Source organism: Pseudomonas sp. Choline-02u-1, assembly GCF_002836515.1.
Classification (GTDB): domain Bacteria; phylum Pseudomonadota; class Gammaproteobacteria; order Pseudomonadales; family Pseudomonadaceae; genus Aquipseudomonas.
The window spans coordinates 81,408-103,014 of the sequence record NZ_PJBC01000006.1 but is presented as its reverse complement, the minus strand read 5'-3'; the positions used below and the strand labels follow the sequence as shown (position 1 = coordinate 103,014).

General features: G+C 59.9%; 21 protein-coding genes. 17 read left to right on the top strand and 4 right to left on the bottom strand.

The features are described 5' to 3' along the window. The first annotated feature begins 188 nt into the window (after positions 1-188). Positions 189-980 (top strand): CPBP family intramembrane glutamic endopeptidase, encoded by a 792-nt coding sequence (locus CXF97_RS06845; protein WP_101157395.1) that lies wholly within the window; start codon positions 189-191, stop codon positions 978-980. A gap of 102 nt (positions 981-1,082) precedes the next feature. Further along, positions 1,083-2,648, top strand: a complete 1,566-nt coding sequence (locus tag CXF97_RS06840) for a PAS domain-containing methyl-accepting chemotaxis protein (protein ID WP_101157393.1) — start codon at positions 1,083-1,085, stop codon at positions 2,646-2,648. A gap of 190 nt (positions 2,649-2,838) precedes the next feature. Here the strand turns inward: CXF97_RS06840 and CXF97_RS06835 are convergent, their stop codons facing one another. Beyond that, a complete protein-coding gene (locus CXF97_RS06835; protein WP_101157391.1) occupies positions 2,839-3,192 on the bottom strand; it encodes a DUF6124 family protein in 354 nt (117 codons plus the stop codon). Positions 3,193-4,018: 826 nt separating this feature from the next. After that, positions 4,019-4,696, bottom strand: coding sequence for an alpha/beta family hydrolase (locus tag CXF97_RS06830; protein WP_101157389.1), 678 nt, complete (start codon positions 4,694-4,696; stop codon positions 4,019-4,021). 92 nt (positions 4,697-4,788) lie between these two features. On the opposite strand from CXF97_RS06830, the gene ccoN (CXF97_RS06825) reads away from it, so the two are divergent. From ccoN (CXF97_RS06825) to ccoP (CXF97_RS06790), 8 genes are all read left to right on the top strand, one after another. After that, a complete protein-coding gene (gene ccoN, locus CXF97_RS06825; RefSeq protein WP_101157387.1) occupies positions 4,789-6,213 on the top strand; it encodes a cytochrome-c oxidase, cbb3-type subunit I in 1,425 nt (474 codons plus the stop codon). Between the two features lie 10 nt (positions 6,214-6,223). Further along, on the top strand, positions 6,224-6,832 hold the full coding sequence (gene ccoO / locus CXF97_RS06820) for a cytochrome-c oxidase, cbb3-type subunit II (RefSeq protein ID WP_090282591.1): 609 nt from the start codon (positions 6,224-6,226) through the stop codon (positions 6,830-6,832). Positions 6,833-6,835: 3 nt separating this feature from the next. After that, positions 6,836-7,033 (top strand): cbb3-type cytochrome c oxidase subunit 3, encoded by a 198-nt coding sequence (locus CXF97_RS06815; protein ID WP_101157385.1) that lies wholly within the window; start codon positions 6,836-6,838, stop codon positions 7,031-7,033. Next, positions 7,030-7,983, top strand: a complete 954-nt coding sequence (gene ccoP, locus CXF97_RS06810) for a cytochrome-c oxidase, cbb3-type subunit III (protein ID WP_101157383.1) — start codon at positions 7,030-7,032, stop codon at positions 7,981-7,983. The genes CXF97_RS06815 and ccoP (CXF97_RS06810) overlap by 4 nt, the downstream gene beginning before the upstream one ends. Before the next feature lie 481 nt (positions 7,984-8,464). After that, on the top strand, positions 8,465-9,907 hold the full coding sequence (gene ccoN / locus CXF97_RS06805; RefSeq protein ID WP_024012334.1) for a cytochrome-c oxidase, cbb3-type subunit I: 1,443 nt from the start codon (positions 8,465-8,467) through the stop codon (positions 9,905-9,907). Beyond that, on the top strand, positions 9,907-10,515 hold the full coding sequence (ccoO, locus tag CXF97_RS06800) for a cytochrome-c oxidase, cbb3-type subunit II (RefSeq protein WP_007917161.1): 609 nt from the start codon (positions 9,907-9,909) through the stop codon (positions 10,513-10,515). Before ccoN (CXF97_RS06805) ends, ccoO (CXF97_RS06800) begins: the two co-directional genes overlap by 1 nt. A gap of 5 nt (positions 10,516-10,520) precedes the next feature. Further along, complete coding sequence (locus tag CXF97_RS06795; RefSeq protein WP_003175465.1) at positions 10,521-10,706, top strand: CcoQ/FixQ family Cbb3-type cytochrome c oxidase assembly chaperone; 186 nt, start codon at positions 10,521-10,523, stop codon at positions 10,704-10,706. Continuing rightward, the gene (gene ccoP, locus CXF97_RS06790; RefSeq protein ID WP_101157381.1) at positions 10,703-11,686 is read left to right on the top strand and encodes a cytochrome-c oxidase, cbb3-type subunit III; all 984 of its coding nucleotides are present in this window, start codon (positions 10,703-10,705) and stop codon (positions 11,684-11,686) included. Before CXF97_RS06795 ends, ccoP (CXF97_RS06790) begins: the two co-directional genes overlap by 4 nt. A 57-nt stretch (positions 11,687-11,743) precedes the next feature. Here the strand turns inward: ccoP (CXF97_RS06790) and CXF97_RS06785 are convergent, their stop codons facing one another. Next, positions 11,744-12,763, bottom strand: a complete 1,020-nt coding sequence (locus CXF97_RS06785; protein WP_101157379.1) for a metallophosphoesterase — start codon at positions 12,761-12,763, stop codon at positions 11,744-11,746. Between the two features lie 454 nt (positions 12,764-13,217). On the opposite strand from CXF97_RS06785, the gene ccoG reads away from it, so the two are divergent. From ccoG to hemN, 6 genes are all read left to right on the top strand, one after another. Continuing rightward, entirely contained in the window at positions 13,218-14,633 is a 1,416-nt protein-coding gene (ccoG, locus tag CXF97_RS06780) for a cytochrome c oxidase accessory protein CcoG (protein ID WP_101157377.1), read from the top strand. A gap of 13 nt (positions 14,634-14,646) precedes the next feature. Further along, a complete protein-coding gene (locus CXF97_RS06775; protein ID WP_101157375.1) occupies positions 14,647-15,186 on the top strand; it encodes a FixH family protein in 540 nt (179 codons plus the stop codon). 135 nt (positions 15,187-15,321) lie between these two features. Further along, complete coding sequence (locus tag CXF97_RS06770; RefSeq protein WP_101157373.1) at positions 15,322-17,772, top strand: heavy metal translocating P-type ATPase; 2,451 nt, start codon at positions 15,322-15,324, stop codon at positions 17,770-17,772. Positions 17,773-17,795: 23 nt separating this feature from the next. Then, positions 17,796-18,008 carry a cbb3-type cytochrome oxidase assembly protein CcoS gene (gene ccoS, locus CXF97_RS06765; RefSeq protein ID WP_101157371.1) on the top strand — a complete coding sequence of 71 codons (213 nt, stop codon included), beginning with the start codon at positions 17,796-17,798 and terminating at the stop codon, positions 18,006-18,008. After that, positions 18,001-18,684: a sulfite exporter TauE/SafE family protein gene (locus tag CXF97_RS06760; RefSeq protein ID WP_101157369.1), complete on the top strand. Its 684-nt coding sequence runs from the start codon at positions 18,001-18,003 to the stop codon at positions 18,682-18,684. Before ccoS ends, CXF97_RS06760 begins: the two co-directional genes overlap by 8 nt. A 105-nt stretch (positions 18,685-18,789) precedes the next feature. Beyond that, on the top strand, positions 18,790-20,172 hold the full coding sequence (gene hemN / locus CXF97_RS06755) for an oxygen-independent coproporphyrinogen III oxidase (protein WP_101157367.1): 1,383 nt from the start codon (positions 18,790-18,792) through the stop codon (positions 20,170-20,172). On the opposite strand, the gene CXF97_RS06750 is transcribed toward hemN, so the two are convergent. Continuing rightward, complete coding sequence (locus CXF97_RS06750) at positions 20,169-20,651, bottom strand: hypothetical protein (protein WP_101157365.1); 483 nt, start codon at positions 20,649-20,651, stop codon at positions 20,169-20,171. The genes hemN and CXF97_RS06750 overlap by 4 nt on opposite strands. 154 nt (positions 20,652-20,805) lie before the next feature. On the opposite strand from CXF97_RS06750, the gene fnr reads away from it, so the two are divergent. Then, positions 20,806-21,540, top strand: a complete 735-nt coding sequence (fnr, locus tag CXF97_RS06745) for a fumarate/nitrate reduction transcriptional regulator Fnr (protein WP_016773865.1) — start codon at positions 20,806-20,808, stop codon at positions 21,538-21,540. Positions 21,541-21,607 lie beyond the last annotated feature (67 nt).

Genomic DNA, 21,607 nt, shown 5'->3' with positions numbered 1-21,607 from the left:
TGCGCTGTGTCAGTCACCTATTCTGTATCGGTGACACCCTATTCGCGAGCAAGCCCGCTTCCACATTGGGTTCTGTATATGACTATCGAGCGTTGCGTTGTCCCGGTTTTTTCGCCACACCTTCACTTGTCCCACCTCCCTCGCCCATGTAGAAAGCCCCTTCCAGAAATCTCGCACAAGGACTTTGGATGAAGGCGCTGCCCTGGCTTTATCTCGCGCTGCTCAGCCTCGGCTACGGACTGGCCCTGAGCTACGGCCAACTTGGTTGGCTGGCATTGATCTCCGTGGGGCTGTTGCTGTTCGCCGCGTTCGCCGTGCGCCAGCAACAGGTGCCGGTCGCGCGCTGGCTCGGCCATGGCCTGTTCATTGTTTTGGCCGTGGCGCTGGCGCTGCATTGGCTGCCGGGTTTTGCCAATGGCCGCGTGATCAACCCGCAACGTCTTACTGACGACGCCGTGCCGTTCGCGATGCACCTCAACCTCGACAAGCCGCTGGTGGGCTTCTGGCTGCTGCTGGTCTGCCCGTGGATTGTTGCGCGGCGTTCGTTGCGCCTGACTGTTTATGCCACCGCCCTCGCGCTGACGTTATGCGCGGCACTCGCCCTCGGCGGCGCGCTGTTGCTCGGTGTGATCACCTGGGCGCCGAAGTGGCCGGATCAGGCCTGGCTGTGGGTGCTGAACAATCTGCTGCTGGTGACGCTGGTCGAGGAAGCGCTCTTTCGCGGCTATATACAGGGCGGACTCAGCCATCGCTTCAAGCACCTGCCATATGGCGACAACCTCGCGCTGCTGTTGGCTTCGCTGCTGTTTGGCATGGCGCATGCCGGCGCCGGCTGGACCTGGGTGTTACTGGCGGGACTGGCCGGGGTCGGCTATGGTCTGGCCTACCGTTTCGGCGGCCTGGGCGCAGCGATCGCCACGCATTTGGGCTTGAACCTGCTGCACTTCGGCCTGTTCACCTATCCGATGCTGGCCAATTGACGCAAGCGCCGTTTTGCGACGGCGTACTTAAATCTGAAAAAAAACTTCAATAAAAACCTGTCAGCGCCGACAACCTTTCAAAGCCTTGCGGATTGAAAAACCATGCGTAACAACCAGCCCATTACACAACGCGAGCGGACCTTTCCAGCTCAGCAACGGTTGATTTCCACCACCGATGCCAAGGGCGTGATCACCTACTGCAACGACGATTTCGTCGAAATCAGCGGGTTTTCGCGGGATGAACTGATCCGTGCGCCGCACAATCTGGTTCGCCATCCAGACGTGCCGTCGGCGGTGTTCGCGCACATGTGGGGCACGCTGAAACAAGGCTTGCCATGGATGGGCATTGTCAAGAATCGCTGCAAGTCCGGTGACCATTATTGGGTGAACGCCTATGTCACACCGGTGTTTGATGGCAGCCAGGTGATCGGTTACGAGTCGGTGCGCGTCAAGCCCACCGCCGAACAGATCCGCCGCGCCGAAGCGCTCTACCAACGCATCAATCAGGGCAAGTCGGCGATTCCATCCACCGATAAATGGCTGCCGATCCTGCAGGACTGGCTGCCGTTCATTCTGGTCAGCCAATTGAGCTTCATGATTGGCGCGACGCTGACCTCGCAATGGGGCTTTGCCCTCGCCGCCGCGCTGTCGGTGCCGCTGGGCCTGATGGGCCTGCAATGGCAGCAACGCGGGCTCAAGCGCCTGCTGCGCCTGGCCGAACAAACCACCTCCGACCCGCTGATCGCGCAGATGTACACCGACAGCCGTGGCGCGCAGGCGCGTCTGGAAATGTCGATCCTCAGCCAGGAAGCTCGCTTGAAAACCTGCCTGACCCGCCTGCAGGATACCGCCGAACACTTGACCGATCAGGCCAAGCAGTCCGATGCCCTCGCGCACAACAGCTCGACCGGTCTGGAACGCCAGCGCGTGGAAACCGAACAGGTCGCCACCGCCGTCAACCAGATGGCCGCCACCACCCAGGAAGTCGCCAGCCACGTTCAACGCACCGCTGACGCCACCCAGGAGGCCAACCGCCTCACCGGTCGCGGCCGCGACATCGCCGGTGAAACCCGCGAAGCCATTCAGCGCCTGTCGGTCGTCGTCGGCGAAACCGGCCTGACCGTGACGCAACTGGCCAAGGACAGCGACGAAATCGGCGGCGTGGTCGACGTGATCAAAGGCATCGCCGACCAGACCAACCTGCTCGCCCTCAACGCCGCCATCGAAGCGGCCCGTGCCGGCGAAATGGGCCGTGGTTTTGCCGTAGTGGCCGACGAAGTCCGTCAATTGGCACAACGCACCAGCGAATCGACCGGGCAGATTCACGCCCTGATCGCCAAGCTGCAACAGACCGCCTCCAGCGCCGTGCAAACCATGGAAGCCGGGCATCGCCAGGCTGAAGAAGGCGTGGCTCGGGTACTAGAGGCGGATCAGGCTCTGGTCGGCATCAGCGAAGCAGTGGCCAACATCACCGACATGACCACCCAGATCGCCGCCGCGACCGAAGAGCAAAGTGCGGTGGCTGAAGAGATCAGCCGCAACATCAGCAACATTTCGGAGTTGGCTGATCAGACGTCCGAGCAGGCGCAAAACTCGGCGTTGTTGAGTGAAGAGCTGACGAAGACGGCCAATACCCAGTATTCGTTGGTGGCGCGGTTTAACCGCTAACAGCAAAAGATCGCAGCCTGCGGCAGCTCCTACAGATAATCGTAGGAGCTGCCCCAGGCTGCGATCTTTTGACCTTGGAAGCCCGGACCGCGAAAGCTGTCCGGGCTTTTGTTCTTGATAGGGAATTTTTAGTGTCTGGCAAGCCGCCATCGCGAGCCTGCTCGCGAAGGGGCCATAACAACCAACGCGATTATTGAGGCAACTTCAGCTTATCCAGCAGTCGATTGACCAACAGTTCGTTGAGCATGATCACCTGTTGCAGCGCCAGCAGTGGTTTGCGTTCCGGGCCGCCTATTGAGTTGGCGATATTACCGGCCATGGCATGCGCGTATGAAAGCGACTCGCAAGCCTCAACCAACAGGGTTTCGTCATCCAGCGTGGGGTCGACAACATAGACCGGGCGATATTTTGGCGAACTTGGCGGGGCTGCCAGGTCTTCAGGTTTGAGGTAGTAATCGAGGGCGCGGTCGGTGGCTTCCTGGACTTTTTGCGGATCGAACGCGGGGTCGTGGGGGATTGGCGGGTTGGGGGTTACTTTGAACATGGGCGTGCTCCAGTTTCGAATATTGGGAGCCAGCACCCTCGCTACCAAACGAAAGGTGGTGGTCATACGCAGGTTGGTAGACCGGTCGAAACGGGAAACCCGGCGCTCACAAAGGAGCCCCACGCATGCCCACCATAAAAGTCGAGTCCCGAAACGGGACTGCATACGGTGACGCTATACAACGGTTTCGACGCGGGCTACCAAACCCGATCACTGCTTTCTGTCAGTGACCGAGCAACGATATAGCCAACCTCATGGCCGCGTAAGCCGGCGGATTCTGGCGTACGCGTAGGCAACGGCGCAAGGAGTTGTAGCCGGGATGGCGTAACGGATCGTGTAGTTTAAACGGGGTTATTTGATGCTGTTTAAGTGCAGGGATTGCCTCTGACGGGCTGGTGGTTTGATGTCATCTGGAAGAGAGCCTTCGCGAGCAGGCTCGCTTCCACAGAAAAGCAAAATCAAAAGATCGCAGCCTTCGGCAGCTCCTACAACGATGAGCGTTAGCTCGAGTGCTTTTGATCTTGCTTTTGATCCACCGGCGACGTCGAAGGCTGAGTGGAGGGATTGATCCGGGCGTGGGAGCGCAGCGACCGTCTGGCGCAGCCAGACTCAGCGCAAGGAGGTGCAGCGAAGCAAACCGTAGCCGCTGCGCCCGGATCAGTCCCGGAGCGAAGGGACCCGAGCCTGCGAGGGCCGAACGCAGGCGCTAGCGTTTTTTGTTTACTTTTTTTCTGGGCCGGCATTCCGGGCGCTTGTAAAAAACTAAGTCGCCGTCAGGCGAAACCGCCAGCCGCAGCGCCCGCAGCAACGGATATGCCCCCACCCCTCACCGCAAAAACAAAGCCACCTCCCGCGCAGCACTATCCAAATGATCCGCATGCGTAAAACCGGAAACCTTCAACGGCTTCAAATCATGATCGCCAGCCGCCAGCCACATCACCTCAATACTCGGTGACAAGCTGTAAGCCGCAACCGCCTCGCGATTCCCCAGAGCATCCCGCTCCCCCTGCACAATCAACGCCCGCGTGCGCAGCGAAGCCAAATGTTCAACCCGCGGTTTCTCCGGCTTGCCCACCGCATAAAACGGGTACCCCAGACACACCAACGCATCCACCCCCAGCTCATCCGCCACCAGACTCGCCATCCGCCCGCCCATCGACTTGCCGCCAACCGCCAAAACCCCAGCGACATGACGCCGCACAAGCGCAAACACTTCCCGCCAGCAATCCTGCAGTTTCGCCGCAGGATTCGGCGGACGTTTAACACCGTCCACCCGCCGCTGCGCCATATACGGAAACTCAAAGCGCAACACGTTGACCCCAAGCCCGGCAAGGCGCCCAGCCATGTCATTCATCCAGTCACTGTCCATTGGTGCCCCAGCACCGTGGGCGAGGATCAACGTCGCCGAAGCCTCGCCCGACGCGTCGTTCCAAAGCCATCCATGATCGAGCACACACTGCGCCCATTGATCCCCGTCAATACTGGCCTTGTGCTGTTTGTCCATGCTTGCCTCGCTTTTAGTCTGCCTATAACTCCAGGCGAAGGATTCGCGCGGTTTGCGCGCGCTCACTTCGGCTGAACCGTGGATGGGGAACCATGAACACTTCTATCAGTACCGCCTACAACTACAAGGTGGTCCGCCAATTCGCCATTATGACGGTGGTGTGGGGCATCGTCGGCATGGGCCTCGGGGTTTTTCTCGCGGCGCAATTGGTCTGGCCGCAACTCAACTTCGATTTGCCCTGGACCAGTTTCGGCCGCCTGCGCCCATTGCACACCAACGCGGTGATCTTCGCCTTCGGTGGCTGCGCGCTGTTCGCCAGTTCGTTCTACTCGGTGCAACGCACCTGCCAGACGCAGTTGTTTGCACCAAAAATCGCCGCGTTCTGCTTCTGGGGCTGGCAACTGGTGATCCTGCTGGCGGCGATCAGCCTGCCGCTGGGTTACACCAGTTCCAAGGAATACGCCGAGCTGGAATGGCCGATCGACATTCTGATCACCATCGTCTGGGTCGCCTACGCGATCGTGTTCTTCGGCACGATCATGCAGCGCAAGACCAAGCACATCTATGTCGGCAACTGGTTCTTCGGCGCGTTCATCATCACCGTGGCGATTCTGCACATCGTCAACAACCTTGAGTTGCCGGTGAGTTTCACCAAGTCCTACTCGCTGTACGCCGGCGCAACCGACGCGATGGTGCAGTGGTGGTACGGCCACAACGCGGTGGGCTTTTTTCTCACCGCCGGCTTCCTCGGCATGATGTATTACTTCGTGCCGAAACAGGCCGAGCGTCCGGTGTATTCGTATCGCCTGTCGATCGTGCACTTCTGGGCCTTGATCACCCTGTACATCTGGGCCGGCCCGCACCACTTGCACTACACCGCCCTGCCGGACTGGGCGCAGTCGCTGGGCATGGTGATGTCGCTGATCCTGCTGGCACCGAGCTGGGGCGGCATGATCAACGGCATGATGACCCTCTCGGGCGCTTGGCATAAGTTGCGCAGCGACCCGATCCTGCGCTTCCTCGTGGTGTCGCTGGCGTTCTACGGCATGTCGACCTTCGAAGGGCCGATGATGGCGATCAAGACTGTCAACGCCCTCTCCCACTACACCGACTGGACCATCGGCCACGTTCACGCCGGCGCGCTCGGCTGGGTGGCGATGATTTCCATCGGCGCGCTGTACCACATGATCCCGAAAATCTTCGGCAAAGCGCAGATGCACAGCATCGGGTTGATCAACGCGCATTTCTGGCTCGCGACCATCGGCACCGTGCTGTACATCGCTTCGATGTGGGTCAACGGCATCGCCCAGGGCCTGATGTGGCGCGCGGTCAACGAGGACGGCACGCTGACTTACTCCTTCGTCGAAACCCTGGTGGCCAGCCACCCGGGCTTTGTCGTGCGACTGATCGGCGGGGCGATTTTCCTGAGCGGCATGTTGCTGATGGCTTACAACACCTGGCGCACCGTGCGGGCCTCGCAGCCTGCCGACGTCGTCGCTGCCGCGCAGATGGCCTGAGGAGTTCGCCATGAAACACGAAACGATTGAAAAGAACGTCGGCCTGTTGATGCTGTTGATGGTGTTCGCCGTGAGCATCGGCGGCCTGACCCAGATCGTCCCGCTGTTCTTCCAGGACGTCACCAACAAACCGGTGGAAGGCATGAAGCCCTACACCGCGCTGCAACTGGAAGGACGCGACATCTATATCCGCGAAGGCTGCGTCGGTTGCCACTCGCAGATGATCCGCCCCTTCCGCGCCGAAACCGAACGCTATGGGCACTACTCGGTAGCCGGCGAAAGCGTCTGGGATCATCCATTCCTGTGGGGCTCGAAACGTACTGGGCCAGACCTCGCCCGGGTCGGCGCGCGCTACTCGGATGACTGGCATCGCGCGCACTTGTACAACCCGCGCAACGTCGTGCCGGAATCGAAAATGCCGGCCTATCCGTGGCTGGTCACGCAAGCGGTCGACAGCAGCCATACCGAAACCAAGCTGAAAACCATGCGCACCCTCGGCGTGCCGTACACCGACGACGACATCAGCGGCGCGGTCGCCAGCCTCAAGGGCAAGACCGAAATGGACGCCCTCGTCGCCTACCTGCAAGTGCTTGGCACTGCGATCAAGAGCAAGAGGTGAGCCATGGTCATTGAAATGAGTGCAGGCCTGATCCGCGGCCTCGGCACGGTCGTGGTGTTCGTCGCGTTCGTCGGCCTGACCTTGTGGGTGTTCAACCGCAAGCGCACCCCGGAGTTCGCCGAAGCACGTCTGCTGCCGTTCGCCGACGAACCACTACCCGACACAAACCCCGCCTCTGAAACAAGGAGTACCCGGCCATGACCACCTTCTGGAGTACGTGGATCTGCGTACTGACCATTGGCAGCCTGATCGGCCTGACCTGGCTGCTGATCGGCACCCGCCGGGGCGAGACCAAGGGCAGCGTCGACCAGACCATGGGCCACAGCTTCGATGGCATCGAGGAATACGACAACCCGCTGCCGCAGTGGTGGTTCATGCTGTTCGCCGGCACGCTGGTGTTCTCGGTGGGCTATCTGATTCTGTATCCGGGCCTGGGCAACTGGAAAGGGATCCTGCCCGGCTACGAGGATGGCTGGACCGGCGTGCACGAGTGGGAAAAGGAAATGAACAAGGCTGACGCCCGTTTCGGCCCGATCTTCGCCAAGTTTGCCGCCATGCCGCTGGAAGAAGTGGCCAAGGATCCACAGGCTTTGAAAATGGGCGGCCGTCTGTTCGCGTCCAATTGCTCGGTGTGCCACGGCTCGGATGCCAAGGGCGCATTCGGCTTCCCTAATCTCGCCGACAGCGACTGGCGCTGGGGCGGTGAGGCCGAGACGATCAAGACCACCATCATGGGCGGGCGGATGGCGGCGATGCCGGCGTGGGGCGAAGTACTCGGTGAGGCCGGGGTGAAAAACGTTGCAGCCTACGTGCGTCACGAGCTGGCCGGCCTGCCCCTGCCTGCCGACAGCAAAGCGGATCTGCAAGCCGGGCAGCAAGCGTTCAGCACCACGTGTGTGGCTTGCCACGGTGCCACGGGCCAAGGCACCCCGGCCATGGGCGCGCCAAACCTGACCCACCCCGCCGGCTTCATTTATGGCACCAGTCTGACCCAACTGGAGCAGACAATACGCCATGGACGCCAAGGACATATGCCAGCGCAGAACGAGCTGCTGGGCGATGACAAAGTGCAGCTGCTTGCCGCTTATGTCTACAGCCTCAGCCATGGATTGAATACAGAAAAGCTCGTAACTGAAGACATAGCGAAGTAGATAATGAACACACAACTGCCGTGACTTTTTTGTCGCGGCAGTTTCCCGCCCCCTTGCGACGCATTGTCGCACCCCTTGCAACCTCTCCTTTCGGAACCCCGGATTCGGGTCTACGCTTCATCGAAGCGGACCGACTGAAGTCGGTTTTCAGATCAATCCCGAACGATGCGCGCCATGAACCGGTTAATGGATTCGCCGCAAAGGCAGGCAGTTAACGGCTGTTGCGCCGATTGCCCTTAACCCCCCGATCACGACCTGTGTACAGGCATCGGTGACGGCGATCCGGACCCCGCGCTTTTTTCGTTCACTGCGACATTTTTTCACAGGCCATTTTTGACCCTACGCGGCACATGGAAAGGCCGCAGAATCAGCGTTGGAAAGCATTGACCCAGGTCATGGCGCGTTGCAATGACCCCCTGCTTTATACATACTTGCGGCCGATTTTATCCCTATAAAAATACCCAAACCGTGGAACCTTAGAATGAGCACAGCAATCAGTCCGACTGCTTATAACTATAAGGTAGTCCGCCAGTTCGCCATCATGACGGTGGTCTGGGGGATCCTTGGCATGGGGCTCGGTGTCTTCATCGCCTCGCAACTGGTCTGGCCGGAACTGAACTTCGGTCTGCCGTGGACGAGCTTTGGACGCTTGCGCCCGTTGCACACAAACCTGGTGATTTTCGCCTTCGGCGGTTGTGCACTGTTCGCCACTTCCTACTATGTCGTGCAGCGAACCTGCCAGACGCGACTGATTTCCGACAGCCTCGCGGCCTTCACCTTCTGGGGCTGGCAAGCGGTGATCGTCGGCGCCATCATCACCTTGCCGCTGGGTTACACCACCACCAAGGAATACGCGGAGCTGGAGTGGCCGATCGCGATTCTGCTGGCGATTGTCTGGGTCACCTACGGTCTGGTGTTCTTCGGCACCATCACCAAACGCAAAACCAAGCACATCTATGTCGGTAACTGGTTCTACGGCGCGTTCATTGTCGTGACCGCGATGCTGCACATCGTCAACCACATGTCGCTGCCGGTCAGCCTGTTCAAGTCGTACTCGGCCTACTCCGGCGCCACTGACGCGATGATCCAGTGGTGGTACGGCCACAATGCCGTGGGCTTCTTCCTGACCACCGGTTTCCTCGGGATGATGTACTACTTCGTGCCGAAGCAGGCCGAACGCCCGATCTATTCCTATCGTCTGTCGATCGTGCACTTCTGGGCGCTGATCACCCTGTACATCTGGGCCGGCCCGCACCACCTGCACTACACCGCCCTGCCGGACTGGGCGCAATCGCTGGGCATGGCGATGTCGATCATCCTCCTGGCGCCAAGCTGGGGCGGCATGATCAACGGCATGATGACCCTCTCGGGCGCCTGGCATAAGTTGCGCACCGACCCGATCCTGCGTTTCCTCGTGGTATCGCTGGCGTTCTACGGCATGTCGACCTTCGAAGGGCCGATGATGGCGATCAAGACCGTCAACTCGCTCTCGCACTACACCGACTGGACCATCGGCCACGTACACGCCGGCGCTCTCGGCTGGGTAGCCATGATCTCGATCGGCGCGATCTATCACATGATTCCGAAACTGTTCGGCCGGGCGCAGATGCACAGCACCGGACTGATCAACGCGCACTTCTGGCTCGCGACCATTGGCACCGTGCTCTACATCGCCTCGATGTGGGTCAACGGCATCACCCAGGGCCTGATGTGGCGTGCAATCAACGATGACGGCACCCTCACCTATTCGTTCGTCGAAGCGCTGCAGGCCAGCCACCCGGGCTTCATTGTCCGTGCGCTGGGCGGGGCGTTCTTTGCCAGCGGCATGCTGCTGATGGCTTACAACGTGTACCGCACCGTACGCGCGTCGGATCCGGTTGAAGCCGAAGCCGCCGCCAAGATTGCCGTCGTTGGAGCTCACTGATGAAGCATGAAGCTGTCGAGAAGAATATTGGCCTGCTGGCCTTCTTCATGGTCATCGCCGTCAGCGTCGGTGGCCTGACCCAGATCGTTCCGCTGTTCTTCCAGGACGTCACCAACAAGCCGGTCGAGGGCATGAAGCCGCGCTCGGCGCTGGAACTGGAAGGCCGCGACGTCTACATCGCCAACGGTTGTGTCGGCTGCCACTCGCAGATGATCCGTCCGTTCCGCGCTGAAACCGAACGCTATGGCCACTACTCGGTTGCCGGTGAAAGCGTCTGGGACCACCCGTTCCTGTGGGGTTCCAAACGTACCGGGCCGGACCTGGCCCGAGTGGGCGGTCGTTACTCCGATGACTGGCAACGTGCGCACTTGTACAACCCGCGCAACGTGGTGCCCGAGTCAAAAATGCCGGCTTATCCGTTCCTCGTGGAAAACAAGCTCGACGGCAAGGAAACCGCGAAAAAAATGGAAGTGTTGCGCACTCTCGGCGTCCCCTACACCGACGAAGACATCGCCGGTGCACAGGATGCCGTGAAGGGCAAAACCGAAATGGACGCGCTGGTGGCCTATCTGCAAGGCCTGGGCACCATCATCAAAAGCAAACGGTGAATCTGATGGATATCGGGATGATTCGAGGCCTGGGCACCGTGGTCGTGATGGTGGCCTTCATCGGTCTGGCCTTGTGGGTATTCAGCCCCAAGCGCAAGTCGGAGTTTGAAGACGCGACCCTGTTGCCTTTTGCGGATGATCCCGAAGCCATCAAGCACGTCGAGCAAGCTTCTAGGAGTAACAAAGAATGACTACATTCTGGAGTCTGTACGTCACAGTCCTCAGTCTCGGTACGATCTTCGCGCTGACCTGGCTGTTGCTGTCGACCCGCAAGGGCCAGCGCAGCGAACAGACGGACGAGACGGTCGGCCACTCTTTCGACGGGATCGAGGAGTACGACAACCCGCTGCCGAAATGGTGGTTCATGCTGTTCGTTGGCACGATCATTTTCGCCTTGGGTTATCTGGTGCTGTATCCGGGCCTGGGCAACTGGAAAGGTCTGTTGCCGGGTTACAACTATCTGGATAACGAAAAGCAGACCGCATTCGCCAACGGCCAGACTGGCTGGACCGGCGTGCACGAATGGGAAAAGGAAATGGCCCGTTCGGACGCCCGCTTCGGACCGATTTTCGCCAAGTTCGCCGCCATGCCGATTGAAGAAGTCGCCAAGGATCCGCAAGCACTGAAAATGGGCGGTCGCCTGTTCGCATCCAACTGCTCGGTGTGCCACGGTTCCGACGCCAAGGGCGCCTATGGCTTCCCTAACCTGACCGACGCTGACTGGCGCTGGGGCGGCGAGCCGGAAACCATCAAGACCACCATCATGGGCGGCCGCCACGCGGTGATGCCGGCCTGGGCAGAAGTGATCGGCGAGCAAGGCGTGGCCGACGTGGCGGCCTTCGTGGTGACCAACCTCGACGGACGCAAACTGCCGGAAGGCACCAAAGCCGATCCGGCCAACGGGCAGAAACTATTCGCGGCCAACTGCGTGGCCTGCCACGGCCCTGCCGGCAAAGGCACCCCGGCCATGGGCGCGCCTGACCTGACCCATCCGGGCGCATTCATCTACGGCTCAAGCTTCGCGCAACTGCAGCAGACCATCCGTTACGGCCGCCAGGGCCAGATGCCGGCGCAGGAACAACTGCAGGGCAACGACAAGGTGCATCTGCTGGCGGCGTATGTTTACAGCTTGTCCCATGGCGAAAAAGCACCCGAAGCGAACGCTGAATAAGGCCAACGCTCGATACCAGAGAGGCCTCGCCAATTTCGATTGGCGGGGCCTTTTTCGTTACTCCTTTCTAACATCGACAGTCGCGATCAATTTACGGCTTGGCCAATTGTTGGCGTTGACCTGATGCACGTTCATCGTCTTGCGATCTGCGGCGAATTCGGTGATCAAGTAGGTCTGATTCGACGCGCCGCCGCTGAGATACACCGGGACACTGCCGAAACTGTCCGAATTGCGGTAGTAGCCGCCGGGGCTGTTGTGCAAGTGCCCTGCGAACACTGCGGTCACCGCGTATTTCTCGATCATCGCCCGGAACCGATCGACTTGTTCGCTGGTGCCGGCCCAACGATCAGGCTTGTGCATGTTCAGAATGATGATCTGACCTTTTTCACGAGCCACTTTCAGATCTTTCTCCAGCCAGTCCAGCGCATCGGAAATTTCGTAATCGACTTTGAACAATGGGAATCCGGAAGAGAACCGTACTGAATAAGTTGGCTCGTTATTCAATTGCACCAGATGCACATCACCATAATTTTTCGAATAGGCAAGGCTGCCATAAAAGGTTTTTCTGCCTTTTTCATCTCTCAGTGCCAGATCAAAGGTGTCGACCTTGCCCCAATAGCGTTCTTTCAAGTCCGTGATGCTGCCGGCCGCGCAGTTGTTTTCGGGGAAACTGCAATCATTGATGTTGTTCTGGTAGTCATGATTACCGAGACCGTAGTCGTAGACTCCGCCAAGTTGCCGATCGAGAATTTCCTTTACCGTGGAACGTTCCGAGCCATGCCCAAAAGCAGTCATGTCGCCATTGATCATCACCGGGATCCGCTCGACATACTGATGGAAGCTTCGTCGAAAATTCGCCACGTCAGAATACTGGCTTTCAATCAGCCAGCGCGAGCGTTTGTCACGCTCCCCTGATGTCTCGTTCCAGCCACGATCAGAACTTTCGGTCCACGGGAATTGTGGATCGGAAGTAAAAATCAAATGCTTTGGGGAGTATTCACTGTCTTGCCCGTAAGCGTTGACCGCCAGTAACGAAAGCAATAGCGAACACGCACCCACCAACTTCTTATAGAACATAAGAGATCCCTCTCATCAAATATATACGCCCGACACGGACGAGCATTCAAACTACAACAACCAACCCGACAAACAAACCGAACATTAATAACTTATATTTCGACAAACAATCGAACAATCAACTTAATCAACAAAACTACCGTTCCGCCTGTTTTGATACACGCACATATATTCAAAAGATATTCGCACAGAGCATCAGGCTGTTCCGACCGAAAGTGACTTCGTGCAGTAAGAACGCATGCGATGCGAGCAGCACCCATCGTCTATAGTCAATTGACCTGCGTCATGCTTTGCTGCATTCGCTACACCATTCAGGTTTTTTCCCCAACGCGACCAAAGGTCGCACCCTTGAGCCAGAGCGAGAGGCGTATCATCGCGCCACTGCAACAGCCTTTTTTGACCTTGGTTGGCACGTATCGACCGAGGCATTTTTCCACTGCCGTGGGATGCAATGATGAGCAATCAGATTCCGGTACATGACGTCACGCCGCCAAGCAAGAACGCGAACAACAGCGTCGATCTATATGCCTCACGAGAAAAAATCTACACCCGTGCCTTCACCGGCCTGTTCCGCAATCTGCGGATGCTCGGCGGCGCGGCGTTGTTTCTGTTGTATTTCGGTACGGTGTGGCTCAATTGGGGCGGGCACCAGGCCGTGTGGTGGAACCTGCCGGAGCGCAAGTTCTTCATCTTCGGCGCGACCTTCTGGCCACAGGATTTCATCCTGCTCTCGGGACTGTTGATCATTGCCGCGTTCGGCCTTTTCTTCATCACTGTCTACGCCGGGCGTGTCTGGTGCGGCTATACCTGCCCGCAAAGCGTGTGGACGTGGATTTTCATGTGGTGCGAGAAGGTCACCGAAGGCGACCGCAATCAGCGCATCAAGCTCGACAAGGCGCCGATGAGCGCCAACAAATTCCTGCGCAAAGCGGCCAAGCACGCGCTGTGGTTGTTGATCGGTTTTGTCACCGGCCTGACCTTCGTCGGTTACTTCTCGCCGATCCGCGAACTGGTCATTGAATTCTTTACCGGCCAGGCCGATGGCTGGTCGTATTTCTGGGTCGGTTTTTTCACACTCGCCACGTACGGCAATGCCGGCTGGTTGCGTGAGCAGGTGTGCATCTACATGTGTCCGTATGCGCGCTTTCAGAGCGTGATGTTCGACAAGGACACGCTGATCGTTTCCTACGACCCGCGCCGTGGCGAAAGCCGTGGGCCGCGCAAGAAAGGCATCGACTACAAGGCGCTCGGCCTTGGCGACTGCATCGACTGCACGATGTGCGTTCAGGTCTGCCCGACCGGCATCGACATCCGCGATGGCCTGCAGATCGAGTGCATTGGCTGCGCCGCGTGCATCGACGCCTGCGACAGCATCATGGACAAGATGGATTATCCGCGCGGGCTGATCAGCTACACCACCGAGCACAACCTGTCGGGGCAGAAAACCCATAAACTGCGGCCGCGCCTGATTGGTTACGCCGTGGTGTTATTGGCGATGATCAGCCTGTTGGTCGCCGCGTTCTTCATGCGTTCGCTGGTCGGTTTCGACGTCAGCAAGGATCGCGTGCTGTACCGCGAAAACGCCGAAGGCCGGATCGAAAACGTCTACAGCCTGAAGATCATGAACAAGGATCAGCGCGACCACACCTACGTGCTGCAAGCCGAGGGCCTGCCCGACCTGCGCCTGCAAGGCAAACGCGAGATCAGGGTTGCCGCCGGCGACATCGTCAGCATGCCGGTCGAGTTGTCGAGCGCGCCGGAACAACTGCCATCGAGCACCAACGAGGTGAAATTCATCCTCAAGGACGCCGATGACGACAGCGTCCACGTTGAAGCCAAGAGCCGATTCATCGGCCCACAAATCCGTTGAGAGAATTTTGAACATGCCCGCTGCAAACGCCGCAAGTCCCTGGTACAAGCACCTCTGGCCGTGGATCATCATCGCGATTCTGGCCTGCTCGGTGGCCTTGACCCTGTCCATGGTGACCATCGCGGTGAACAACCCGGACAACCTGGTCAACGACAACTATTACGAAGCGGGCAAAGGCATCAACCGTTCACTGGACCGTGAATTGCTCGCACAGAACCTGAAACTGCGCGCGGCGGTGCATCTGGACGATATGACTGGCGAAGTCGACCTGCGTTTGAGCGGTGACAGCCTGCCGCAAACCCTGGAACTGAACCTGATCTCGCCGACCCAGCCGGAGAAGGATCGCAAGATTGTTCTGACCCGCAGTGAAAGCGAGACCGGGCGCTACATTGGCCAATTGAGCGACAAGGTCGAAGGCCGGCGGTTTGTCGAGTTGCTTGGCAGCCAGGACGAGCACGTGTGGCGCATGTTTGAAGAAGAACTGGTCAGCCATGACAAGGATCTGCTGCTGGGTGATGAGCCATTGCAGGGTGCGGAAGACCTGAAAAAATAAGCCTTACTCTGATCGTTCCCACGCTCTGCGTGGGAACGCAGCCAGGGACGCTTTGCGTCCCAGCCGAAGCGGACGCGGAGCGTCCGGGAAGGCATTCCCACGCGGAGCGTGGGAACGATCATCGGAACGCGCACCATGACCACTCCGCTCCCCTGCTACCACTGCGCCCTGCCCGTCCCGTCGGGCAGCCGCTTCACCGCTGTCGTCCTCGGGCAGGCACGCGAGTTCTGCTGCCCGGGCTGTCAGGCGGTGGCCGAAGCCATCGTCGCCGGTGGCCTGGAAAGCTATTACCAGCATCGCAGCGAAGCTTCGGCCAACCCCGAAGCGCTGCCGGTGCAACTGAGCGATGAACTGGCGCTGTACGATCGCGCCGACGTGCAGCAACCTTTCGTCCGCCACGAGGGCGACCTGGCCGAAACCACCTTATTGATGGAAGGCATCAGTTGCGCCGCTTGCGGCTGGCTGATCGAAAAGCATCTGCGCACTCTGCCCGCCGTCGCCGAAGCGCGACTGAACCTGTCCAACCATCGCTTGTATGTGCGATGGGCCGATGCGCAATTACCGCTGAGCCAGGTCCTCGCCGAACTGCGCCACATCGGTTACGCCGCCCACCCCTATCAAGCCGACCGCGCCAGCGAACAACTGGCCAGCGAGAATCGCCTGGCCCTGCGCCAACTCGGCGTCGCGGGTTTGCTGTGGTTTCAGGCGATGATGGCGACGATGGCGACGTGGCCGGAATTCAACATCGACCTCAGCCCTGAGCTGCACACGATCCTGCGCTGGGTCGCGCTGTTTCTGACCACACCCATCGTGTTCTACAGCTGCGCGCCGTTCTTCAAAGGGGCGATGCGCGATTTGCGTACCCGCCACCTGACCATGGACGTTTCTGTTTCACTGGCGATCGGCAGCGCTTACATCGCCGGAATATGGACATCGATCACCGGGGTCGGCGAGCTGTACTTCGATGCGGTCGGCATGTTCGCCCTGTTTCTTTTGGCCGGGCGCTATCTGGAACGCCGCGCCCGCGAACGCACCGCTGCCGCGACTGCGCAACTGGTCAACCTGTTGCCGGCCTCATGCCTGCGCCTGGATAGCGATGGCCAGAGCGAACGCATCCTGCTCAGCGAGTTGCGTGTGGGCGAGCGGATTCTGGTGCAGCCGGGCTCGATTCTGCCGGCCGACGGCAAAATCATCGACGGTCAGTCGAGCATCGATGAATCCCTGCTGACCGGTGAATACCTGCCGCAACCGCGCACACTGGGCGATGCAGTCACCGCCGGCACCCTCAATGTCGAAGGCGCACTGACCGTGCAAGTGCAGGCGCTGGGGCAGGACACGCGTCTCTCCGCGATCGTGCGCCTGCTTGATCGCGCTCAGGCGGAGAAACCGCGTCTGGCGGAAATCGCTGACCGCGCCGCGCAATGGTTTTTGCTGTTGTCGCTGATCGCGGCCGCAGTGATCGGCCTGCTGTGGTGGCAGCTGGATTCCTCACGGGCGTTCTGGATCGTCCTCGCCATGCTGGTGGCGACCTGCCCGTGCGCGCTGTCATTGGCGACGCCGACCGCCCTCACCGCCGCCACCGGCACGCTGCACAAACTCGGGCTGCTGCTGACACGTGGGCACGTGCTGGAAGGCTTGAACCAGATCGACACGGTGATCTTCGACAAGACTGGCACGCTCACAGAAGGTCGCTTGGTGCTGCGCTCGATCCGCCCGCTCGGCGCGCTCGACAGCGAGCAATGCCTGAGCCTTGCCGCCGCGCTGGAAAACCGTTCGGAGCACCCGATCGCCCGCGCGTTCGGTCGTGCGCCGCTGGCCGCCGAGGACGTGCACAGCACCCCGGGCCTGGGCCTTGAAGGGGTCGTCGGCGAGCGCCGTTTGCGCATCGGTCAGGCGTCGTTTGCCTGCGCGTTGAGCGGCGCCGCGTTGCCGTCAATGCCTGAAGAAGCCGGACAATGGCTGTTGCTCGCCGACACCCACGGGCCGCTGGCATGGCTGGTGCTTGACGATCGCCTGCGTGACGACGCTCCGGCCCTGCTCGCGGCCTGCAAAGCACGGGGCTGGCGTACCTTGCTGTTGTCCGGCGACAGTTCACCGATGGTCGCCAGTGTCGCCGCCCAACTGGGCATCGACGAGGCCCGGGGCGGTCTGCGCCCCGATGACAAACTGCAAGTGTTGCAACAACTGCACAAGCAAGGGCGCAAGGTGCTGATGCTCGGTGACGGCGTCAACGACGTGCCAGTGCTGGCTGCGGCGGACATCAGCGTGGCCATGGGCTCGGCCACCGATCTGGCGAAAACCAGCGCCGATGCGGTGTTGTTGTCCAACCGTCTCGACGCCCTCGTACAAGCCTTCACGCTGGCGCGACGCACGCGCCGGGTAATCATTGAAAACCTGCTGTGGGCGGCGCTGTACAATGGCCTCATGTTGCCGTTCGCTGCCCTCGGCTGGATCACTCCGGTGTGGGCGGCGGTCGGCATGTCGATCAGTTCGCTGACGGTGGTGCTCAATGCCCTGCGCCTGACTCGCCTGCCGAGCGCGCCGGCTACCGGCAGCCCGACCCAAACCCGCCCGCTGCCGGCCTGAGCCGCGCGGGCCTGGAGTGACAGATGCCAGCTCTCTACGTGATGATTCCCGCTGCCTTGCTGATCGTCGCCATCGCCGTGTACATCTTTTTCTGGGCGGTGGACAGCGGTCAGTACGATGACCTCGACAGCCCGGCGCACAGCATCCTCTTTGACGATCAGGACCCCAATCACACCGCCGCAGTAGACGAAGCCAACGCCTTCAAACCGGACGACAAGGCGCCACCTCATGCTTGAACTGGCGCCCCTGCTGGTATCGGCGCTGATCCTTGGCCTGCTCGGTGGCGGCCATTGTCTGGGCATGTGCGGCGGCCTGATGGGCGCGCTGACCCTGGCGATCCCCAAGGAACAGCGCAGCCGGCGCTTTCACCTGTTGCTGGCGTACAACCTGGGGCGGATTCTCAGTTACGCCACGGCGGGATTACTCATCGGCCTGGCCGGCTGGGCGGTTGCCAACAGCCCGGCAGCGCTGTTCATGCGCGTGCTGGCCGGGTTGCTGTTGATCGCGATGGGTTTGTATCTGGCCGGCTGGTGGAGTGGGCTGACCCGGATCGAAGCGCTCGGTCGTGGTTTGTGGCGCTTCATTCAACCCGTCGCGAATCGCCTGCTGCCGGTTTCCAGTCTGCCGCGTGCCCTGCTGCTCGGTGCGTTGTGGGGATGGCTGCCGTGCGGGCTGGTTTACAGCACGTTGCTGTGGAGCGCGAGTCAGGGCAATGCGCTGGACAGCGCATTGCTGATGCTTGCGTTTGGCCTCGGCACCTGGCCTGTGCTGCTCGCCACGGGGCTGGCGGCTGAACGAGTGACCGCGATCCTGCGCAAACGCAGCGTGCGCATGGCCGGTGGCTTGCTGGTGATTGTGTTTGGCCTGTGGACCCTTCCCGGCCCGCATCAGCATTGGCTTATGGGTCATTAGAAGGCTGCGATCTTTTGATCTTGTGCCGTTGATGCAAATCAACAGCCCCATCGCCGCACCCCGATAGACTCGCCACACTGCCAGCCTATCCGGGGGAATGCCCGCATGCTCGACGCCATTCGTTGGGACACCGATTTGATCCGCCGTTACGATCTGGCGGGGCCGCGCTACACCTCGTACCCGACTGCCGTGCAATTTCACGGTCAGGTCGGCACCTTTGACCTGTTCCATGCCCTGCGCGACAGCCGCAAGGCGCAGCGGTCGTTGTCGTTGTACGTGCATGTGCCGTTCTGCGCGAACATTTGCTATTACTGCGCCTGCAACAAAGTCATCACCAAGGATCGCGGTCGCGCACAGCCGTATCTGCAGCGGCTCGAGCAGGAAATCCAGATGATTGCCTGCCACCTCGACCCGGCGCAAAAAGTCGAGCAACTGCATTTCGGTGGCGGTACACCGACCTTTCTCAGCCACGACGAACTGCGCCAGCTGATGGCGCACCTGCGCGAGCATTTCAACTTACTCAATGATGACTCGGGCGATTACGGCATCGAAATCGACCCGCGCGAAGCCGACTGGTCGACCATGGGCCTCTTGCGAGAACTGGGTTTCAATCGGGTCAGCATCGGTCTGCAAGACCTTGACCCGGCGGTGCAGCGCGCAGTCAATCGCCTGCAAAGCCTGGAAGAAACCCGCGCGGTGATCGATGCGGCGCGAACTCTGCAATTTCGCTCGATCAACATCGATCTGATTTATGGCCTGCCGAAGCAGACACCGGACAATTTCGCCCGCACCGTCGAGGAAGTGATCAGCCTGCAACCGGATCGTCTTTCGGTATTCAACTACGCGCACTTGCCGGAACGCTTCATGCCGCAACGACGGATCAACAGCAGCGATTTGCCGAGCCCGGCGCACAAGCTGGAAATGCTTCAGCGCACCATCGAGCAACTGATCGCGGCCGGTTACCGCTACATCGGCATGGACCACTTCGCTCTGCCCGATGACGAGCTGGCGATCGCTCAGGAAGACCACACCCTGCAACGCAACTTTCAGGGTTACACCACCCACGGCCACTGCGACCTCATTGGGTTAGGCGTGTCGGCGATCAGTCAGATTGGCGATTTGTACTGCCAGAACAGCAGCGACCTCAATGCCTATCAGAACAGCCTTGTCAGCGCGCAACTGGCGACCAGTCGGGGCCTCGTATGCAACGCCGACGATCGCTTGCGCCGCGCGGTGATTCAGCAGCTGATCTGCAATTTCACTCTGGTATTTGCCGAGATCGAACAGCAGTTCAACGTCGATTTCCAAGGCTATTTCGGCGCGCTATGGCCGCAATTGCAGGGTATGGCCGATGATGGCCTGATCAAACTTGATCGCGAGCGGATCGAGGTATTGCCGGCGGGCCGATTGCTGGTGCGCTCGGTGTGCATGGTCTTCGATGCGTACCTTGAGCAGCAGAACCGCCAGCGTTTCTCGCGAGTGATTTAAGGTTTGGTCAGCAACGAGCCGACCTTGAGGTTCTGATCCGGGGTCAGCGCCGACTGGTTCATGACTTTCGACAAGGCCAGGTTGGCGGTGATCAGGCCGCTGTTGAGGGCGGCAATAGCGCCACGCAGGGCGGCGAGCTTGTTGATCTTTTCTTCAATGGAAAGGGTTTTGTCTGACATGACTGCCGCCATGCGGGCTTTCTTCTCGACGATTTCTTTTTGGATTTTTCGAATCATTTTCAGCAAATGCCGGATGTTCTCTGGCAAGCCGCTGTTGTCGATGTCACTGTTTTTGCCGCCGACAGCAGCGGATTTGGCGATGGCCGCACCGGACAGCGACACTTTGACGCCCTCGACCAAGGTCGGGGTTGCGGTGTTGGACATCTCGTCATCGCGGCCCGTTGCAGTGTCGCTTTTGGTGCCCCCTGGCGAAGCAGTAACGCCACTACTACCGGGGCTTAGCGTGCCAATGGCGGTCATCGGGGCCTTCCTTGGATGAATGCTGATAACAGGTTATCGGCCGTAAGTGCTGCGGCTTTATCTCGGTAAGACAACGCCGCCGCGTGCTGGCCTGAATGTCCTTGTGTGGGTTACCCTTACGGCTTATGTGTGTTTTCCCACAAGGATTGAAGAAATGTCCGAGCCAGTCAAACTGCGCGCTCACAACCAGGCCCATTGCAAGGATTGCAGCCTGGCCCCGCTCTGCCTGCCACTTTCTCTGAATCTGGAAGACATGGATGCGCTGGACGAAATCGTTAAACGCGGCCGCCCGTTGAAAAAAGGCGAATTCCTGTTCCGCCAGGGTGACACCTTCGATTCCGTTTATGCAGTGCGCTCCGGCGCCCTCAAGACGTTCAGCCTGAGCGATGCCGGTGAAGAACAACTGACCGGCTTCCACTTGCCGAGCGAACTGGTCGGCCTGTCGGGCATGGACACGGAGAAACACCCGGTGTCGGCCCAGGCGCTGGAAACTACTTCAGTCTGTGAAATCCCTTTCGAGCGCCTCGACGAACTGGCCCTGCAACTGCCGCAACTGCGCCGCCAGTTGATGCGCGTGATGAGCCGCGAAATCCGTGACGATCAGCAAATGATGCTGCTGTTGTCGAAAAAAACCGCCGACGAGCGCATCGCGACCTTTCTGGTCAACCTGTCGGCACGTTTCCGCGCTCGCGGGTTCTCGGCCAACCAGTTCCGCCTGAGCATGTCGCGCAATGAAATCGGCAATTACCTGGGCCTGGCGGTGGAAACCGTGTCGCGGGTGTTCACGCGCTTTCAGCAGAACGAGTTGATTGCCGCCGAGGGCAAAGAGATCCACATTCTCGACCCGATTCAGCTATGCGCGTTGGCCGGCGGTTCGATCGAAGGCTGATCACGACCCGCGGTTGAGCGAATCGTTTCAGCCGCGGGTATACTGCGCCGTTTGCAGCCCTGCCAGG